Raw genomic sequence first — 20035 nt, forward strand, 5'->3', positions numbered from 1 at the left:
GACTAAAGATTAAAAAGTTTTATTTACTTTTTGCAATAATCTCCAAAGGATCAATATGCTTGTCTTTTTGGGTAATTTCTAAGCCGAGTCGCTGCGAGACTCTACCGATTGTGTAGCCCTTTTTGACGACAAAGCCCGGCTTGATTGTCGGAGCGATTTTATCAAGCTGAGAATAAATGCTATACATTTCATTGCTATGCTCGATAATCACGACTTTTTTGAGTATTGGAGCTTCTTTTGCATACACGACTTTCCCATCAAAAATGCTATATACAACAGAATTTGGCATTTTTGAAATGAGCGTTACAGATTCATTAAAAACCTTGAGATTATACACCGGATCATAATATGGTCCAAAATTCTGCTCGACACTATAATAATCCAATGGCGCAATGGTTTTGGCACCTGTATATTTCACCACAGATACATTTTTGTAGCTATTAGCAACCTGCACGATATTCATTGTGCTTGATTTAGATTCTGCTTTTTGGGTTGTGCTTTCTTGAGTGTTTTGATTTTTTTGGGCTAACTCTCTTTCTCTTTGTTTTTTGGCTTCAAGCTCGGCGATTTGTTTTTGCTTGTTTGCTTTGACGATATTTAGCTCTTGAAGTATAGAATCTAGCCCGACTCTCTCTTTACTAATTTGCACGAGCTTTTGGTTGTAGTCGTTGATCTCACTTTGGAGCTTTTGGCTTAGCAAATCTTGCTCTTTGATTATTTTTTGGAGCTGCTCTTTTTTGTTTTGTTGTGAGTCGATAAGCACGCTGATTTCATTGATATTATTTGTGATCTTGCTTATGGTTGCATTGACTTGAGATTGTTGTTCATTGAGTGCGACGATTTTTTGCTGTGTGTGGCGCGTGAGGAGTTCAAATACATCTTCTAAAATAATATCATCAGGAGAAATCACACTCTGCTTATCCAAAATCAAAGTAAAAGCGATGTCGTTTATGATTAAATTAGCGATATAGAGCTGGATTTGATTTTTTTGAGATTCTAGGTTTTTGAGTGTTTTTTGTAAGCTATCAAGTTGCTTGGCTTGAGATTGGCTTTGACTTTGGTTTTGGCTAATGTTTTTTTGCAAAAAGTCAATTTGGGCTTGTAGCTTTGTGATTTGGGCTTTGCGAGCGTTGATTGTATTGCCAAGTGTTGTGAGATGGGTTGAGATTTTTTGCTGCTCTTTTGTTTTTTCTAATAGCTTGGCTTTGTTGGAGTTGATATTTTTCTCTATATCCTCCATATTGTCCGCAAAGACAAACCCGCCACACAATATCAATGCAAATAATGCAAATATAAAGCGCATTACACTTTCCTTTGTAAAAAGATAGCAATAATGGCAGAAAACAAAGAAATAACCACTGAAGCAAGAAGCAAAAAGGCATAATCTTCAAAAAAATAAAAAATATCATTACGCACGCCAAGTGCCTCAATCACTTGCATAGAGGCAGATGTAGTCGAGAAATACAGCACCCCACCGATACTCAAACAAGACGCAAAAATCGAATCACCCAAAACAGACTTGATTAAAAATTTGTTTTTCATCCACATACTCGCACCCAAATAAGTCATAATCTGCACTCGTTTATTATGCTCAAAATGCCAGATTCTGATTTGGCTAATCATCAATAAAACGCTCAAAACTGCGATAAGCAAAGCAAAAATCTGCACGCTTAATTTGATAAAATAAAGTAGTTTTGAGGTTTGATTATGGGTTTTACTAAAAGATTCTGTCCGAATCACACCCGGAATCTTACTCAAAGTAGAATCTATTTTTGCCAATCTCTTCTCATCGGGAAATGAGGAAAGCTTGAGCGCATAATACAAAGAAAGTCCTTTTTTGATGTTTTCAAAATCATCATTATTCATATTAGGGCGGATTTTATCAAGCACAAAACTTGGATCAATAGGCTCGATAGATGAGGCTTCAGGAATGTTTTGAGAGATAAATTCAAGCGTTAGATTCTGCTTGCTTGCAATTACAATGGCATAATTTTGCAAAAGTTTATCTTCATTGCTAATGATTGCGCGATTGATTAAAATCAAACTCTCTAACCCAAAAAGCAAAGCCACCAATGGCAAAATAAAGAAAAAATGCTGCTTAATGTTGCTCATAAATAGAATTCCTTTCTCGATCAATAAATAAATGGCGATATTCGATATTGATTCTCATTGGCACACGATGTGTCACGACGACAATCGTTATATCAAGCTGTTCGTTTGCACTTTTAAGCAAACTCCAAATCATATCACTTGAAAAATCATCAAGATTGCCTGTGGGCTCATCAGCAAGAATAAGCATTGGACGATGTGCGATCGCACGAGCCATTGCCACTCTTTGCTGCTCTCCACCGCTAAGTTCAAGCGGATATTTATTTGCCTTATGCAATAATCCGATGTGTGAGAGCAATTTTTCTACCTGCGCATCGCAAGCGTCTTTTTTGTAGCCATTAATCTCCATAGGAAGAGCGATATTTTTTTCGACACTCCATTCCTCAATCAATTTATAATCTTGAAACACGATTCCTATGCGCTGTCTCAAATAATTAATCGATCGCTTGCTTGCTTTTGAGAGATTAATATCACACACACTAAGATTGCCACTCATAGGCGATAACCCACCATAAAGGGAATTAAGCAAAGTGCTTTTGCCACTTCCACTTGGACCCGAGATAAAGACAAAATCTTTGTGATTGATTTCAAAATTTGCATCAATAATCACAGGCTCGTCTTTATGGTAGCCTAATGTTAATTTAGAAGCTGAAATAAGACTCATAGATTCTCCAATACCTCAATAAATTTAATATATGCCATAATTGTTCCTTGATTTGGAATAAATGATTGCGGATAGTATAGCACGCTATTATCGTTTTGCAACACAATAACGCGATTCAAAGGCAACAAAAAATCACCCATACTCACCAAAAAAATAACCCGACTCAAATCTTGATACACATCATATATATGCAAAAAATAACCCTGATATACGCGTTTTTGTGTCAGATTATCAATTTTGGCTTGAGAGAGGGGATTTGAGAGAATCTTTTGAATCAAAGCTTTTGGAAGCATAAAATCAAAATCTTGTGTAAAACTAAAATCTTGAATATTTTGCTCCTCATCATGCAAACTTATAATATTGACATCATAAATGTCTTTTTGCTGTTTTTGCCACCTTGCTTCATATTTGCTAGTAATTTCTTGTGAGATGTTTTTATGCACCATAAATTTAGCATTTGGAAATGACAAAATAGATTCTAGCGTATCAGTAAAATATTCTTTATCATCTGTTCTAAGCTCTAAGATTCCGTCTTTGTGAAGCACCCTTAATGCATGCGCCAAAAAAGTCTTACTCATAATGCGACGATGTTTGGCTTTATTCCATGGCACTGGAAAGTGCAGGTATATGCGATGAAGGATATTTGATGGCAAAATCTCTAGCAAAATCCGCGCATCAAAATTAAGAATATAAAGATTCTCTAATCCCAAAATCTGAATCTGCCGCAAAACCTGCTCAATGGAGGGCGTATGTACTTCAAGTCCGATGAAAAGCGATTGTGGATTCTGCTTTGCAAGCCAAAGGATATGCCGACCGCTTCCAAACCCAATCTCTAGGCTGATTGATCGCGTAGAATCTAGCATTTTGAGCTTATGCAAATCCTCAGGATTGATAAAATACGGAATCTCAACTTCTTGCTTTGGCTTTGTGTTTTCAAGATTATGACAAAAAGTATCACTATGCCTTGATAGAATCTTTAAGGCTTCCTTTAGGATTCCAACTGGTGCTGGTTTTGTGATTTTTAGGGCTTTTATGAGTATGTCGTTTTTGTCTTTTCTTTTTCTTTCTTGGATAAAAAACACTCTCTGCTGATAGCGCACACAAAGAAGTGAAAGCTCTGGATATTTTAGGCTCTGAATCTTATATGATATTTCATAATCATTGCAAACAAGTGGCAGGCAAAAATTTGTCTTGTAAGCTAGAAAATGTGGCATTTACGGAAGCCAAAGCTCGATTTTTTGACTCGGGGCTGATTCATTGCCATTCTCATCAACAGCCACAACCCAATATGTATATTTCTTAGACAATGCCATATCTTTATCGACAAACTTTGTCTTTGTCGTATTGTCAAATCGCAATGGTGTTTTTGTCTTTTCTGTAAGTCGATACACTGCATACGACTTGACATGCGCGTTATTAATCACTTCCCATTCAATAACGCCATGCTTATTTTGCACGCTAGATTTTATGATTTTTGGCACCAAAAGCGGTGGCAATGTCTCGCCCATTACAGCACCCTTTGGCAAATCACTTGCAATACCACTCTCATCTATGGCTATAACCTTATAAAATCTCGTTACGCCATCTTGATTGATAGAATCTACAAAAGAATTTGTATCTGATGTGCCAAGAAGATTATACTTTCCATCAAGCGTATCAGAATAATAAATTTCGTATTTTTTGGCTTCAGCGACACTGCCCCATTCTAGCTGGATCTTTTTGGCGTATTTTCTTGAGGCTTGAAGTGAGGTGATTGTTTGTGGTTTGTTTTTGGTTTTGCCATTGATAACTTCACTTGGCAAAGATTTTGTCCCATCAAAATCCTGCGCTACAATCCGATACGAATACTCCTTGCCATCGCTTAAATTAGTATCAAAAAACTCAACCATTAAGCGATTTTTCACAGTAGCGATATTTAAAAATTTTCCAGAATCATTCATTCGTTGGATAATGTATTGCGTGATACTTGGATTTGGGTGAGGACTCCAGATGAGCTTGATACTCTTTGGCTTATCAAAAGAGGCAAATCCTTGCTCTATGGGATCGATAAAAGAAGTTTTTATCTCAACACTTTGAGATTGCTTTGATATAGCATTATCTTTGCCAAGCACAGCGATTGCAAATGAATATGAAGTCTGTGGCAAAAGAGAATTCACAACATAATGCGTTGAATATGGATTCTTGATTGTTGCGATTTTTTTAGGTTTTTTATTGGATTGGATCTGATAAATCACAAACCCCTTAACAGAATGAATATCTTGCATAAGATCCCACTCAAGTGCCACAGAAGTAACATCAACGAGCGTGCGGATATTGTGAATCACAGGTAGATTCTGGTCTATAATGTCATTTGTATTCAAAAACCCAATGCCTACACTTTTGTTTGAACAACCCAAAAAAAGCACACTAGCTAAAATGCTGCAAAAAAGTATCAAGCTGTATGGCTTCATGTAATTGCTCCTCCCCAAAATAAGTAAAACAAAATTGTAACATATCTCTAAACATAGGCGCACAAAATATAAGTTTTTTTCGCGTTGCAGGGTGCGTTAAATGCAGCACATAAGAATGTAGCATAACGCGGACATTATCCTTACCTAAATACCCATAAAGCGTATCTCCGATAATATGTCGCGATAGACTTTCAAGATGCGCGCGGATCTGATGTGTGCGCCCCGTGTAGAGTCTAATAGCAATAAGCTGATATTTTGAGTTTTTAGATTCTAATAATGGCACAAATTCACTTTTGGAATAGCGCGTATTTGGAATCTGGATTTTGAGATTGTCAGTATTTGTGATTTTGAGGCGATTTTTGGGGTGTCTTGCTAAATGGCATTCGACAAACATTCTGTCTTTGAGTGGCACATCAATCACAGCCAAATAATAACGACCCATTTCTTTTGTTTGGAGCTGCTGGCTTAAGGCAAGATGAGCTGTATTATTTTTGGCAATGGCTATCGATCCGCTTGTCTGCTTATCAAGTCTATGAACAATTCCTACACGTTCTTCACCGCTAAGGGTTGAGAGCTTGATGTGTTTAGATTTTAGCCAATCAACAAGAGTTGGCTCTTTGACGCTTGGTGCGGTATGCACGACAAGATGAGGAGGCTTATTTAAAACCAAAATATCATCATCTTCATACAAAATCTCAATATCCATTTTGTCTGCAAAATCTAAATATTCTGTATGGCTTGTTTGGTTGTATGTAGGCAAAGTAATATATATTTCATCGTTGTGTTTTAAGATGATTCCGCCTTTTTTGGCAATTTTGGCATTGAGCTTGACATAGCCATTTTTGATTAAATGCAGAATCTGATTTTTACTAGAATCCAAATATTGCGCCAAATAATCATCAAGACGCGTTTTTTGGGATTGCACGTTTTGGGGTTGTTTGGTTTGAGATTGCACGCCCTGAGATTGTGTATTTTGAAATGATGTCAAATCTAATGTGTTTGAGCCTAAATTAGCATTGAATTTTATTTTATGACTTGCTAAAAGATTTGTTTTTGTGCTAGAATCCATTTTTTGTTATTCCTAAAATTCAACAATTTTTAAGGTTATGAGTAATGATTGATAGGCGCATTTTGACACATTTTGATTTTTTATTGCCTATTTTGATTCTTCCTATTATCGGCACTTCTTATTTTTTGATCGCTCAAATCAACACCACACAAAACCTCAAGCAGGCTGTGTATATTATAGTCGGGATTATAGCATTTTTGTGCGCGTTTTTTATACCATTTAGACGACTCAATAAATCCATTCCTTTGTTTTATTGGATTTGTATTATTTTGCTTATTCTTGTTGAACTTATCGGGACAAAACAGCTTGGCGCGCAACGATGGATTACGATTGGATCTTTTTCTATACAACCAAGCGAACCTATCAAAATCGCTATTATTTTGCTTTTAAGTGCGCACATTCAGGCTAATCCTCCGCCTCTTCATGGCTATGGATTGCGTCAGTTTTGTATTTTGAGCTTTTATATTCTCCTTCCATTTACATTGATTTTGCTTCAGCCAGACTTAGGGACAGCTCTTGTTGTTTTATTTATGGGCTTTGGGACGCTTTTTTTGATCGGGGTCAATTACAAAATATGGGTTGGTATCCTTATAGGGATTTTGATCGCATCGCCTTTGATTTATGGCTCACTTAAGGATTATCAGCGTAAAAGAATCCATGATTTTGTCTCAGAAAAGCCAAGCTACCATGTCCAGCAATCCATCATCACCATAAGCTCAGGAGGGCTTATTGGCAAAAATAAAGAAAACGCCACCCAAACACAGCTCCGATTTTTACCCATTGCGACAAGCGATTTTATTTTTGCGTATTTTTCAGAGCGATTTGGATTTGTCGGTATTCTTATTTTGCTTACGATTTATTGCTTGCTTACATTACATATTCTTACTTTTTCTATGCTTGATCCAAAGGATTATTATCTCAAAACCACCGCTTGTGCGATTTCTTTATTATTGTTTTTTTATGTCTCTGTCAATATTGCTATGACAATTAATCTCGCTCCGGTGGTTGGCATACCTCTGCCTCTTTTTAGTTATGGCGGAAGTAGTTTTATCACTTTTATGATTTTATTTGGGATTTTAGAAAATTTACTTGCCTTTAGATTTAATTTTGGCTACAATCAGAGTTTTTTTAGAAAAGTAAAAATTGGTAGAAGAAAAATTAGTGGGGGGGGGGGCAGAACCTATAAGAATATTTAAAAACTTTTCGTATTTAATTTTTCTTTAAAAACACTGGTTTAAGATATGGGTTCAAAGGAAGTAAGGACATTGACTTGAAGTGTTGTTTAAATACCAAATACTTAAGGATCTTTAGCTCAGCTGGTCAGAGCACTCGGCTCATAACCGATTGGTCGTAGGTTCAAATCCTACAAGATCCACCATAACCACTTTTCCACACAATAAAATCATTTAATTTCTTCAAAATCTACTTTTAAAACTTAATTTATCATTTTAGAATTCCTTTATACTTTTTGTGTTTTTGCTTGTCTAAAATTTCTACACAACCCTACTGATACATAAGACATCGCATTTTTCTTTTATCTATTTTTGACTAGATTGCTTCGTCCTATCGTCCTCGCAATGACGGGGCAGACTTATCCTTGCGTGGCAATCTATAAGAATCCACTTTTAGATTCTAGAATCTAGGATAAAAAACTTTGCCACCCTCGTCATGTCTTAAGCGTTAGCGAAGAATCTAAATCCAAACTAAAATCTATTTTAGATTTTTTTCTGGATTCTTCGTTCGTTTCACTCACTCAGAATGACGGAGTGGTTGGTTTTATAAAGAATGACGAGGCATTTTAGAATCTAGATTCTATGCAAACACAAAGGGGTGTAAAGAAATCCTCTATTTTTAGCTTATTTTTGTAGTTTTGCGAGTTTGGCGCAAGATAAAACCAAGTGATTCGCTACTTTTCGTGCGTCGCCACAATAACACAAGATAAAGCCAAACGAAGCAATCTGCAAAAATAAGCTAAAAGAGAGGATTTAGATTCTATGTAAATTAGATTCTAGTATTATCAATTACTGAAAAAACTTAACATGCGACTTTGCGCGATGATTTCTAATGCTTAAAGGCTTACTTTTGATATTTAAAATCATTAATTTTATTTAATAATAAAAATTATCGATTAACTTTTCTCCATTATAGTCATTTTTGCCTGTTTCAAGCAGGCAGACAGACTTTTTTATTAAACTCCTAAAAGGTAGCTTTCAAGCTACCTTGAATTTACATCACAAATCGCCACAACACAAAAGCATAAATTCAGCCTATTATTAATAGTCCTATCAATGCCTATCAATATCCCTGCTAATAACTTGCCACACAGAATCTAGCAGAATTTAAAACACACTACAAACTCTGCTACAAACCCCACTATAAACTCTACCATAAACCCTACAACGCCATTCGGACAGAATCAAAGAGTGCGTCGATGTTTTGATCAGGTATAAAATATCCAACGCCTTGTTTTTTGGCTTCCTCAACAACACTATAATCAGGCATTTTTTTGACAATCACACAAAAAGTTATGGGCTTATTGCCTGCGATTTGATTTGCATTTGCGACAAAATCAAGCATTTTCATATTACCGATGTATTCATCAAGCACAATAATATCTTGTGGCTTAGTCATCAAACCTTTGAGTGCGTTAATTGGATTTGTATCCACACTAACACTAAGCGTAGAATCTATTTTTTCGATAATCTCCTTGCAACGAAGCGCATCGACTTTTGAAGAGCGCAAAACTAAAATATCTTTATGACTTTTTTCTTCAAGGTATTTAAGCAGATTAAATAATTCTTTGGTTTGAGCAGACGCCTTGCCTCTATCAAATCCGCGCAAAAAATACCGCAAAAAAGTTTTTGAAGAAAATCCACCCTCAATCCTAGCATCCCTAAAAAATCGCCTGACATTCTGGCTTTGCTTCGCCCTCTCCCACAGCATAGAATCCAAATCATACGCCTTAGAATCCAAAAGCATAACAAACCGATCTTTAATCATCTTAAGCATTGGTGCATAGACACTGACAAACTCTTGAAAATGCGCTTCTTTGAATTTTTTTATCCGCTCATTTTGATACACCAAAAATTCCTGCCTTGTCGCGACAAATTGAATCAAATCAACATATGTTTTGCGTAGCATTTTTACTTCTTTTTCAAGGAGCAGATATTCTCGTCCGTTTTTGGCAAGTCGCTGGAGCTTGCGCTCTTGATTTTCTAGCGTAGATCCAAGCACTTGAAGCTGTGCTTTTGCATTTGCAAGGGCTACTTGTGTAGATTCTATATCTTGCTGCACTTTCAAAAACTCAATCTGGCGCGCCAAAAAAATCTTTTCAAACGCGTATGCAGGCGTATATTTGGCTTTTTTGACATATTCTTCAAAATCCCTAAATAAACGATTGATTTCAATTTTGAGTTTTCGTAACTCTTCATTCTCGACTAAATTATCCATTTCACATAAGTCATTATATGCTGTAAGCAAAAACCGCCTCATACGCAAAAAATCAAGCGATGAATGGCTTTGCATAAAATCCTTATAATTTTCTAAAATACCATTTTCTCTGCTAAAAAATTCCTCGATACATACATTTGGTAGCTTTGTCATCGGAATCTCATCAGGATCTACTGGCTTTGGCTTGATTTTGACTTTGGTAACAACCCTCATCTCAACTTCAAACTCAACCTCAGCTCCCACCTCTGGCTCGCCATTTTCATCATTCCAAACCGCAAGCTCAAAATCATAAATGCGATTATTTCCATTTTGCTCGATTTTGCCTTTTTCTTGCTCTGTGTCAATCTCTATTAATTTTCCTTCCAGCATACATATCCCTTGAAAATTGTTCAGTGATAAAATGTAAGATTCTACCAAATAAACTCGTGGTTTTATGCTAAAATTTCCGAAAACAAGCAGAATCTAAAGTCAAATCTATGAATATTATCACAATTATTGGCACAAGACCCCAACTAATCAAATCCAAAATCCTAAGCCAAACATTCAAAAAATACCACATTCAAGAGCAAATTATCCACACTTCACAGCATTATGATCCAAATATGAGTGATGTATTTTTCACAGAGCTTGATATGCAACCCCCGCTCCACACGCTAAAACTCGCTCCAAATCAAACGCGACTCCAAAGGCTATTTATGATGAGTAGCCAAATCACACCACTCATAAAATCCCAAAAACCCGACTTTGTGCTTGTCTATGGTGATACAGATTCTACGCTTGCAGGGGCATTTAGCGCACATCTATGCCACATACCGCTTATCCACATCGAAGCAGGATTAAGAAGTCTCAATCACTCCATGCCCGAAGAACAAAACAGAATCTTAACAGATTCTCTCGCGCGCTTACTTTTTACTCCAACCACAACAGCCACAAAGAATCTCATAAACGAAAAAATACCCACACACACAATCACCCAAAGTGGCGATATTGTGCTTGATCTTGCACTTTATTTTGCCACGAAAGCAAAGCTACCAAAGCCCATTCTTTTAGATTCTACTTCATGGCAGAATCTAAACTCATCTCTACCGCAAGGTTTTTTCAAGCATTTCTGTCTTGCCACACTGCATCGTAGCACCAACCTAAATAAGCAAAATCTTGAATCAATATTTAAAGCACTAGATTCTATAAGCGCGCAAACACCGATACTTTTTCCTCTCCACCCACACACAAAAACTCATCTCTTGCGCTACAAAATCGCACCAAAGCATATTGTTTTTTGTCAGCCTCTCTCTTATCTTGAGATGAGCTTTTGTCTGCAAAACGCTATATGTGTATTTAGCGATAGTGGCGGACTCCAAAGAGAGAGCTTTTTTTTCAAAAAGCCACACATCACATTGCGAGAAGAGAGCGAATGGCAGGAATTACTCACGCACCGCTTTAGCATTCTCACAGGCGCAGATACGCAAAAAATCCTCTCTACCTATCACCACAAAGATAGGCTTTTTAATACTGATTTTTCAATGCCAATTTTTGGAAATGGCAGGGCGTGCGAAATCATTGCAAAAACACTTAAAGAATTATAAAAATCATCAAAATACATTATAAAGGATTAGTATGTATCATTTCGGAATTATAGGCGTTGGCGGGTATATCGCACCACGACATTTACAAGCAATCAAGCAGACAAATAACACACTCATTTGCGCGCTTGATAAGCATGATAGTGTCGGGATTTTGGATAGCTATTTTCCAAATGCGTATTTTTTCACACAAAAAGAGCAATTTGTGCGATATATAGAGCAATACACAAAAAGCAAAAAAACAAAAGAGGCAAAAAAAGCACTTGATTTTATCAGTATCTGCTCTCCTAATCACCTCCACAACGTGCATATCAAGCTAGCCCTCAATCTCAATGCGCATGCAATCTGTGAAAAACCACTTGTGCTAAGCCCCTCACAGCTTGAAAAACTAGAATCCATACAAAGCCCAAACAAAATCTACACGATTTTACAACTCCGACTCCACCCAAGTGTAATCGCACTCAAACACCACATCACTTCTATGCTAAAATCTAATCCAAATCAAGTCTTTGACATCACACTAAGCTATATCACTGCGCGGGGGCATTGGTATTTTTCCTCTTGGAAGGGCAATCAACACAAAAGTGGCGGGATTATTAGCAATATCGGAATCCATTTTTTTGATATGTTAAGCTTTGTGTTTGGTGGATTTCAATCTAGCACTTTGCATATTCTTAGAGAGGATTGTGCTAGCGGGGTGCTAGAGCTAGAGCATGCACGGGTTAGGTGGTTTTTATCAATCAACCAAAACCACCTTCCAACAGAAGCAAAAGCGCACAATAAGCGCGTATATAGATCAATACAAATACAAAATCAAGAATTTGAGTTTTCACAAGGATTTGAAGATCTCCACACACAAAGCTACAAAGAGATTCTAGCTGGCAGAGGATTTGAAGCCAAAGAAGCAAAAGAGGCTATCCTTATCACGTATCACATCAGACATCAAGCCATATCACCTTTTAGAGATGATTATCACCCGCTCTGCAAGCAAACATAAAACAAGCGCAACATAAAAATAGTCTAATACAGAAAGTTAGAAATATTGCTTATAATTAATTCTTTTCTGCAATAATAAACCCCTAATTTTTACATTTTAAGGAATATAAATGAGAATCTTACAAATTGTAGCCATCACTTTAGGTGTTTTGGGTATCGCAGGCTTTAGTTTGGCTGGTTGCGACAAAGTGCAGTCTCAAAATACACTAGAATCTATCAAGCAAAAAAATGAATTAGTCGTTGGCGTCTTTGGCGATAAACCTCCATTTGGATATATCAATAAAGAAGGACAAAATGACGGATTTGATGTAATGATAGCCAAACAAATAGGCAAAGATTTGCTCGGCGATGAAGGAAAGGTCAAATTTATACTTGTTGAAGCAGCTAGTCGTGAAGAATTCTTACGATCAAATAAAGTTGATATTATGATGGCAAATTTCACACAAACAAAAGAGCGGCAAGAAAGGCTAGATTTTGCAAAACCATATATGAAAGTCTCACTTGGGGTAGTAAGTAAAGATGGCGCAATCACTGATATATCACAGCTTGAAGGCAAAACCCTTATCGTCAATAAAGGCACAACGGCTGATTTTTATTTCACCAAACATTACCCAAATATCAAGCTCTTAAAATTTGAGCAAAATACCGAAACATTTGCAGCACTCAAAGATGGGAGAGGCGATGCTCTAGCACACGATAATACACTTCTTTTTGCTTGGAGCAAGGAGAATCCAGATTTTCAAGTTGGCATTAAGCAAATAGGCGATAATGATGTGATAGCCCCAGCAGTCAAAAAAGGCAATCAAGAACTCCTTGAATGGCTAAATGCCGAAATGGATAAACTCAGAATTAATGGCTTTTTGCTTGAAGCATATCACGAAAAGCTTGCGCCATTTTTTACTGATGATGTGCAGGCTCAAGATATTGTTTTTGAATAAATAACTCACACGAATTTAAAAATATTAAAGGATATATATGAATTATCATTTTGACACGCTCCTTATCCATGGTGGCGATACAACAGATCCGCGCACAAAGGCTGTCAATACACCAATTTATCAAACCTCAACCTATGCGCAAAGTGCGTTAGGCAAACATAGTGGCTACGAATATTCAAGGACAAAAAACCCCACGCGCGATGGTACAGAATCTCTTATCGCGCAGCTTGAAGGCGGGGCGTTTGGGTTTGCGTTTGCTTCAGGAATGGCAGCGATTTCTTGCGTGCTAAGTCTTTTTAAAAGTGGCGATAAGATTCTCATCTCTCATAATGTCTATGGCGGAACATTTCGGGTATTAGACAAAGTATTTGCAAATTTTAATATCTCATATGAGCTCATTGATATGCGCGATATAGAGCTTCTTGAAAAATCCATAGATTCTAGTGTGAAAGCTCTATTGCTAGAAACGCCAGCAAATCCACTTATGAGCGTTATCTCACTTGAAGAAATCGCGCGTATCGCCAAAAAACACAGAATCTTAAGTATCGTTGATAATACCTTTATGACGCCATATCTGCAAAGACCGCTTGAATTTGGAATTGATATTGTCGTGCATTCAGCGACAAAATATCTAGGCGGACATAGCGATTTAATCGCAGGGCTTGTTGTTGTCAATGACAAAACACTAGGCGAGCGATTAGGATTTTTGCAAAACTCTATAGGCGCGATTTTGGCACCATTTGATAGCTTTTTGCTTATCCGCGGTATCAAGACGCTTGGACTTAGAATGCAAAAACATTGCGAAAATGCTTTATACATCGCGCGATTTTTAAGCAAGAATCAAGCTATTGAAAAAGTGTATTATCCATTTTTGGATTCTGATAATGGATACACAATCCAAAAATCACAAGCAAGTGGTGGCGGTGGAATGATAAGCTTTGAGCTCAAAGAAGGGTATGATTATAAAACATTCCTAGAATCTACACAAATCATAGTCCTTGCAGAATCTCTAGGCGGAGTAGAATCCCTCCTTTGCCACCCCGCTTCCATGACGCATGCCTCTATACCGCAAGCATTACGCGAACAAATCGGCATCAAGCAGAATCTTATCCGCCTCTCAGTAGGTATTGAAAATGTCAAAGATTTATGTGATGATATAGCCCACGCACTAAGCCAATCCCAAAAAACAGCCAAACAATAGAGCCTCCATGCTTATCTCTGACATCACACAAGCAATCGGCAATACACCATTGCTTGAAATCCACAATACACCAATTCCAAATCACAATAAGATTCTAGGCAAATGCGAATATCTCAATCCCGCTGGAGGCATTAAAGATAGAGTTGGGGTTTTTATGATCGAGCAAGCCCAAAAAAGCGGACTTCTTAACCCATCTAACGTCATCATAGAGCCAACTGCGGGTAATACAGGACTAGGACTTGCGCTTGGGGCTTTAAAATATGGCTACAAAATTATATTAGTCGTGCCATCAAAATTTTCAATCCAAAAGCAGAATCTAATGAAAGCACTTGGAGCAGAAATTATCAATACCCCAAAAGAGCTTGGAATACAAGGTGCGATTGACAAAACAAATGAGCTTCTTCTCACAATCCCACAAAGTATCTGCCTTAAGCAATTTGAAAACCCAGACAACCCAAAAGCGCATTATCTCACTACCGCACAAGAAATTTATGCAGACTGCAAGAATATTGATTATTTTGTATGCGGTGCTGGAAGTGGCGGAAGCTTTAGCGGTATCGCAAAATTTTTAAAAGAGCAGAATCCACACACAAAAACTATCCTTTGTGATCCTGTCGGCTCTATCATAGGCGGAGACGATCACACACATATATGCTCCAAAATCGAAGGAATCGGCAATAGCTTTATCCCCACAACTATGGATACAAGCCTTATAGATGATGTAATCAAAGTAAGCGATCAAGAAGCCTTGCAGGGTGTAAAAATGCTCTGTCAAGAAGGTGTTTTGGCAGGCATTTCATCGGGGGCTTGTTTTGTAGCGAGTTTAGAACTTGCAAAAAAAGTCAAAGATTCTACTATTATTACGATTTTTTCCGATAAAATTGAGCGGTATTTAGATAGAGAAATTTTTTAAGGAATTTTATGCAAGACACTCCAGAATTTGCGCAAATGCAAACCTTTTTGTTTCCATTTTTGGCGTCATTATTATTTATCGCAATGCATATTGTGATTTATTTTTTGCTTGTAAGGCGCATATCATCACGAAGGGCATTGTGTAGAATTTATAGCATTATATTGTGGGTTAATATGTGTTTTTGCGTTGTGTATATGTTTATGCGCTCATATATAGTCGCGCCAAAATGGTTATTTATGATTGTCTCTGTTTCTGTGGGAGTGGCTTTTTCGTTTCTCATCGCTGCGCTCATTGCAGCACTTATTGGCATTTGTTTGTGGTTTTTCAAAAAAAAGCACCTTCAGCCTAGAATCAAACGCTACATCTTATTTCTTTGCTTCATCTACACAGCCTATGCCATATATCATGGGCTAGAAGATCCAAAAGTCGAGCGACTTGCCATAGAGCTTCCCAAACTCTCCAAACCACTGAAAGTTATCCAGCTAAGCGACATACATATCGGCGGACTTATCGATGATGAACGAGTGGCAAAAATTGTATTTTTAGTCAATCAAGAAAATCCTGACATTATCGCTATAACAGGCGATCTTGTAGATACCAAACTCCAAAACGCCCTCTCAAGCCTCCACATCTTACAAGGATTGCGCGCAACTTATGGAACATACTATGTCTTAGGCAATCACGAATACATACACGATGTCGATGATATTCTCAAAGCCATACAAAAAACAGGAATCAAAGTCTTAATCAATGAAAGCATCACGCTTCCAAATCTTATCAATATCGCAGGAAGTGCGGATTTAATGGGTAGTAGAGTCAAGTTTTTGGAGCCAGATTTTGAAGCGACTTTTAGCAAAATAGATTCTAGTCTGCCTACACTTTTTTTGACTCATCAGCCAAAAGTCATTGAAATTATAGATCCAAAGCTCCTCCAAAAAGCCGACTTTTTGCTTACAGGACACACTCATGGCGGACAGATTTTTCCTTTCTCACTTGCTGTTTTATTCCAACAACCCTACCTCAAAGGATTGCATAGAATCAGTAGCGGGGCATATATTTATGTAAGCGAAGGTGCAGGATTCTGGGGTCCTCCTATGAGGGCATTTTCAGATTCTACGATTACGCTTTTTGATTTTCTACCGCAGCACACAAAGCCAAACTAAAGGAGTCAAATGGATTGGATAATGCCTTATTATCAATGGATTAAAGTCGTGCATATTATAAGCGTAATATGCTGGATGGCGGGGTTATTTTACCTGCCTCGATTATTTGTCTATCACGCCCAAAACAGACAGAATCTAGATTTTGTCAAAATAATTAAAATCCAAGAACACAAGCTTTTTGCATATATTGCGCGTCCTGCTATGCTTTTTAGCGTTGCAAGCGGACTGGCTTTGCTTTGGCTGTATGCTGATATTTTCAAAAGTGGGCTGTGGATTCACATTAAACTTTTATCTGCGATACTTCTTTTGATTTTTCACATTGTGTGTGGCATTTTTGTTACACGATTTCGACACAATCTTTGCACTTTAAGCGAGAGGTTTTTTCGTGTTTTTAATGAGATTCCCACGATTTTAATGATTATAATCGTCATTTGTGCGGTTATAAAGTTTTAAGGAGGAATGATGAAACTTTGGGGTGGAAGATTTGAAGAGGGTTCAAGCGCGCTTTTGGAGCGATTTAATGCCTCAATTACTTTTGACAAAAAACTTTACCGATACGATATTTTAGGCTCATTAGCACATGCCAAAATGCTTCATTCAATCAAGATTCTAAACGACAAAGAATATGCTGATATATGTCATGGCTTACAAGAGATAGAATCTGAAATTAGCAATGGAGAATTTACATTCAACATAAGCGATGAAGATATACACATGGCAATAGAATCTGCCCTCACCCAAAAAATAGGTCAAGCAGGCAAAAAGCTTCATACTGCGCGCTCAAGAAACGATCAAGTCGCGCTTGATTTTAGAATGTATGTGCTTGATAGCAACTACAATATACGCCAACAAATCCTTGAACTCATAGAAGTAATTATCACTCTAGCCAAATCCCATACCAAAACGCTTATGCCGGGTATGACGCATCTTCAGCACGCCCAACCTATTAATTTTGGATTCCACCTTGTGGCGTGGTGCTGTGCTTTGAAGCGCGATATTGAGCGACTAGAATCTAGCTTTGTGCGTAATAACTTTATGCCTCTTGGTTCAGGTGCGCTTGCAGGCACGCCTTATGAAACAGATAGAGAGATGATCGCGCGTGAGCTTGGATTCAAAGCTCCCACGCTTAATGCTATGGATTCTGTGAGTGATAGAGACTTTGCGCTTGATGTGCTGTATGATTTGGCAATGCTTGGAATGCATATCTCGCGCATTGCCGAAGAGCTTGTGCTATGGAGTAGTTATGAATTTAAATTCATCACCATTAGCGATAAATACGCTACTGGAAGCTCGATTATGCCACAGAAAAAAAACCCCGATGTCCCCGAGCTTGTGCGCGGAAAAAGCGGACGCTTATATGGCAATCTCATAAGCCTACTTGTCGTGATGAAATCACTCCCTCTTGCTTACAATAAAGACACACAAGAGGACAAAGAGCCTGTATTTGATAGTGTCGAAAATATCACCATAAGCCTTGAAATCCTCAAAGAAACACTAAAAACCCTCACAATCAATAAAGACAATATGCTTAAAGCTTGCAAAATAGGGCATTTAAGTGCGACTGATTTGGCGGATTTTTTGGTAAAAACTTCAAACATTCCATTCCGACAAGCACACCACATCACAGGAAAAATTGTCGCGTATGCAGAATCTAAACATTGCGATATAAGCGATTTAAGCGAAGATGAAATCATAGGGCTTGATCCTACAATCAAAAGTGGCATTAAAGAAGTGCTTGATATAGCGCATTCAATGGAATCTAGAAAGAGTCTTGGCGGCACTTCAAGCACGCAAACAATGCAGCAAATATGCACTCTTGAAACTTGGCTTCAAAGCACAAAAGATACCATACCAAATACCAAACCCACATACACACAACACATAAGCACATCAAACAACCCATCAAAATAAAAGCACAACAAAAGGAATACCCATGGATAAGCAACATCAAATCATTGAGATGTTTGATACAATCGCCAAAGATTATGATAAGGCAAATCATATTTTGAGTTTGGGTATTGATATTTTATGGCGCACAGACGCGTGCAAAAGAGCATTTAAGCTTATACAGACGCCAAAGATTGATTGCATTCTTGATGTGGCTTGTGGCACGGGAGATATGATGATCCAATGGCAAAAACAAGCCCAAAAACACCATATCCATATAGATTCTCTCATTGGTGCTGATCCTTCAGTCAAAATGCTAGAGCTTGCCAAGCACAAAGTCAAAAATGCACAATTCATCACCACCGAAGCGACAAATCTAGCTAAGATTCCAGATTCTAGTGTGGATATAGTCTCCATTACTTATGGATTGCGTAATGTGCTTGATTATCCAATGGCTTTGAGCGAATTTTCTCGTGTGCTCAAACATGGCGGACTACTTGTTGTTTTGGATTTTTTCAAAAAACAAAGCCCCACACTTCTTGATAAATGCGTAGGATTCTACACAAAAAAAATGCTTCCTCTCATCGGCGGACTCATCTCAAAAAACTATCAAGCCTATGCTTATCTACCAGAATCTATGGAGTGCTTTATCAGCCCGCAAGACCTCACTACACATTTTCAAAAAGTCGGAATCAAACCACACACAATCAAAGGATACAGCGCAAATATTTCACATCTTGTGCTAGGAGTCAAGTCGTAAATATTTGTCAAACACATCTGCTACTTGACATATCCCAACTAACATAATCGCGCCCTTGAGATACACTTCACAGCCCTTATTCTTATCATCACTGCTATTGTCTTTGCCATTGCTTGTGTGTTTATCATTATCTTTGATACTAATCTCCACAGCTTCACGACTTGGTGGAATCACTTTTAGATTCTGCTCTAACCCAAAAAAGCGATTTCCAATCACCCCACTTGCAGCCATTCCTGTCCCGCAAGCCAAAGTTATATCCTCAACGCCCCGCTCATAAGTGCAAACTTGCAGAGTTTGTGAATCAATCTTATAAGCAAAATTCACATTTGCGTTATATCGTTCCCGCAATGTTTTCATAAGTTTAGTTTTTTGCGTTGGAATGTGGCTACTAGATTCTACAAAACACACCAAATGAGGCACGCCTGTATCGACAAAATACCACTGCCTTTGCATATCATCTTCTTGTATTTGCCCAATAGATTCTAATGCCTTGTATGCACCCAAATTGCTTGATACAATTAAGCCCTCAACATTAACTCTAATCTCTCCTGCCCCACTCAAAAAGCTATGAGCCTTTGGAGCTAATCCCAAAGAATACGCATAATGTGCCACACATCGCGAGGCATTCCCACACATACTTGCATAGCTTCCATCAGCGTTATAAAAATCCCATTCATACGCATAATGCTCATTTGGCAAAAGCACCACCAACCCATCAGCACCTATGCCACTAAAACGATTACATAATGCTTGGGCTAATTGTTGGTAGTTTTTTTTGACAAATGAGTGAAAAATCAAAAAATCATTTCCGCTCGCACAATATTTATAAACAACCATTCTACACTCCAAATTAAC

At 37.7% G+C, this 20035-nt stretch carries 18 protein-coding genes and 1 tRNA gene; 11 read left to right on the top strand and 8 right to left on the bottom strand.

Features of this window, described 5'->3' with window-relative positions; genetic code table 11:
* Window positions 1–19: 19 nt before the first annotated feature.
* The 6 genes from DY109_RS09960 to DY109_RS09985 are packed head-to-tail and all read right to left on the bottom strand — an operon-like array spanning window position 20 to window position 6292.
* Window positions 20–1303, bottom strand: a complete 1284-nt coding sequence (locus tag DY109_RS09960; RefSeq protein ID WP_023947850.1) for a murein hydrolase activator EnvC family protein — start codon at window positions 1301–1303, stop codon at window positions 20–22.
* Entirely contained in the window at window positions 1303–2112 is an 810-nt protein-coding gene (locus DY109_RS09965) for an FtsX-like permease family protein (protein ID WP_023947851.1), read from the bottom strand. Before DY109_RS09965 ends, DY109_RS09960 begins: the two co-directional genes overlap by 1 nt.
* The gene (locus DY109_RS09970; RefSeq protein WP_023947852.1) at window positions 2099–2773 is read right to left on the bottom strand and encodes a cell division ATP-binding protein FtsE; all 675 of its coding nucleotides are present in this window, start codon (window positions 2771–2773) and stop codon (window positions 2099–2101) included. Before DY109_RS09970 ends, DY109_RS09965 begins: the two co-directional genes overlap by 14 nt.
* Window positions 2770–3987 carry a tRNA (guanosine(46)-N7)-methyltransferase TrmB gene (gene trmB / locus DY109_RS09975; RefSeq protein ID WP_023947853.1) on the bottom strand — a complete coding sequence of 406 codons (1218 nt, stop codon included), beginning with the start codon at window positions 3985–3987 and terminating at the stop codon, window positions 2770–2772. Before trmB ends, DY109_RS09970 begins: the two co-directional genes overlap by 4 nt.
* Window positions 3988–5223 (bottom strand): fibronectin type III domain-containing protein, encoded by a 1236-nt coding sequence (locus tag DY109_RS09980; protein WP_034549540.1) that lies wholly within the window; start codon window positions 5221–5223, stop codon window positions 3988–3990.
* On the bottom strand, window positions 5180–6292 hold the full coding sequence (locus DY109_RS09985) for an RluA family pseudouridine synthase (protein WP_023947856.1): 1113 nt from the start codon (window positions 6290–6292) through the stop codon (window positions 5180–5182). The genes DY109_RS09980 and DY109_RS09985 overlap by 44 nt, the downstream gene beginning before the upstream one ends.
* A 44-nt stretch (window positions 6293–6336) precedes the next feature.
* On the opposite strand from DY109_RS09985, the gene DY109_RS09990 reads away from it, so the two are divergent.
* Window positions 6337–7488, top strand: a complete 1152-nt coding sequence (locus DY109_RS09990) for an FtsW/RodA/SpoVE family cell cycle protein (RefSeq protein WP_181894630.1) — start codon at window positions 6337–6339, stop codon at window positions 7486–7488.
* A 105-nt stretch (window positions 7489–7593) separates the two neighbouring features.
* A tRNA-Ile gene (locus DY109_RS09995) sits at window positions 7594–7670 on the top strand.
* Between the two features lie 1016 nt (window positions 7671–8686).
* Here the strand turns inward: DY109_RS09995 and DY109_RS10000 are convergent.
* Complete coding sequence (locus DY109_RS10000) at window positions 8687–10111, bottom strand: hypothetical protein (RefSeq protein ID WP_023947860.1); 1425 nt, start codon at window positions 10109–10111, stop codon at window positions 8687–8689.
* A 107-nt stretch (window positions 10112–10218) separates the two neighbouring features.
* On the opposite strand from DY109_RS10000, the gene wecB reads away from it, so the two are divergent.
* The 9 genes from wecB (at window position 10219) to ubiE (ending at window position 19180) form a co-directional block, all read left to right on the top strand.
* A complete protein-coding gene (gene wecB / locus DY109_RS10005) occupies window positions 10219–11325 on the top strand; it encodes a non-hydrolyzing UDP-N-acetylglucosamine 2-epimerase (RefSeq protein WP_023947862.1) in 1107 nt (368 codons plus the stop codon).
* A gap of 31 nt (window positions 11326–11356) precedes the next feature.
* Entirely contained in the window at window positions 11357–12319 is a 963-nt protein-coding gene (locus DY109_RS10010) for a Gfo/Idh/MocA family protein (RefSeq protein WP_023947863.1), read from the top strand.
* Window positions 12320–12428: 109 nt separating this feature from the next.
* Entirely contained in the window at window positions 12429–13256 is an 828-nt protein-coding gene (locus DY109_RS10015) for a cysteine ABC transporter substrate-binding protein (protein ID WP_023947865.1), read from the top strand.
* 37 nt (window positions 13257–13293) lie between these two features.
* On the top strand, window positions 13294–14457 hold the full coding sequence (locus DY109_RS10020) for a trans-sulfuration enzyme family protein (protein WP_023947867.1): 1164 nt from the start codon (window positions 13294–13296) through the stop codon (window positions 14455–14457).
* Window positions 14458–14464: 7 nt separating this feature from the next.
* Window positions 14465–15370, top strand: coding sequence for a cysteine synthase family protein (locus tag DY109_RS10025; protein ID WP_023947870.1), 906 nt, complete (start codon window positions 14465–14467; stop codon window positions 15368–15370).
* 8 nt (window positions 15371–15378) lie between these two features.
* The gene (locus DY109_RS10030) at window positions 15379–16533 is read left to right on the top strand and encodes a metallophosphoesterase (RefSeq protein WP_023947872.1); all 1155 of its coding nucleotides are present in this window, start codon (window positions 15379–15381) and stop codon (window positions 16531–16533) included.
* Between the two features lie 9 nt (window positions 16534–16542).
* Window positions 16543–16986: a protoporphyrinogen oxidase HemJ gene (gene hemJ / locus DY109_RS10035; RefSeq protein WP_023947874.1), complete on the top strand. Its 444-nt coding sequence runs from the start codon at window positions 16543–16545 to the stop codon at window positions 16984–16986.
* Between the two features lie 6 nt (window positions 16987–16992).
* Window positions 16993–18444: an argininosuccinate lyase gene (gene argH, locus DY109_RS10040; RefSeq protein WP_051404628.1), complete on the top strand. Its 1452-nt coding sequence runs from the start codon at window positions 16993–16995 to the stop codon at window positions 18442–18444.
* A gap of 22 nt (window positions 18445–18466) precedes the next feature.
* Window positions 18467–19180 carry a bifunctional demethylmenaquinone methyltransferase/2-methoxy-6-polyprenyl-1,4-benzoquinol methylase UbiE gene (gene ubiE, locus DY109_RS10045; protein ID WP_023947877.1) on the top strand — a complete coding sequence of 238 codons (714 nt, stop codon included), beginning with the start codon at window positions 18467–18469 and terminating at the stop codon, window positions 19178–19180.
* Here ubiE and dapF read toward each other — a convergent pair.
* Window positions 19163–20017 carry a diaminopimelate epimerase gene (dapF, locus tag DY109_RS10050; RefSeq protein ID WP_023947879.1) on the bottom strand — a complete coding sequence of 285 codons (855 nt, stop codon included), beginning with the start codon at window positions 20015–20017 and terminating at the stop codon, window positions 19163–19165. The genes ubiE and dapF overlap by 18 nt on opposite strands.
* Window positions 20018–20035 lie beyond the last annotated feature (18 nt).

Source organism: Helicobacter fennelliae (assembly GCF_900451005.1).
Taxonomy (GTDB): domain Bacteria; phylum Campylobacterota; class Campylobacteria; order Campylobacterales; family Helicobacteraceae; genus Helicobacter_B; species Helicobacter_B fennelliae.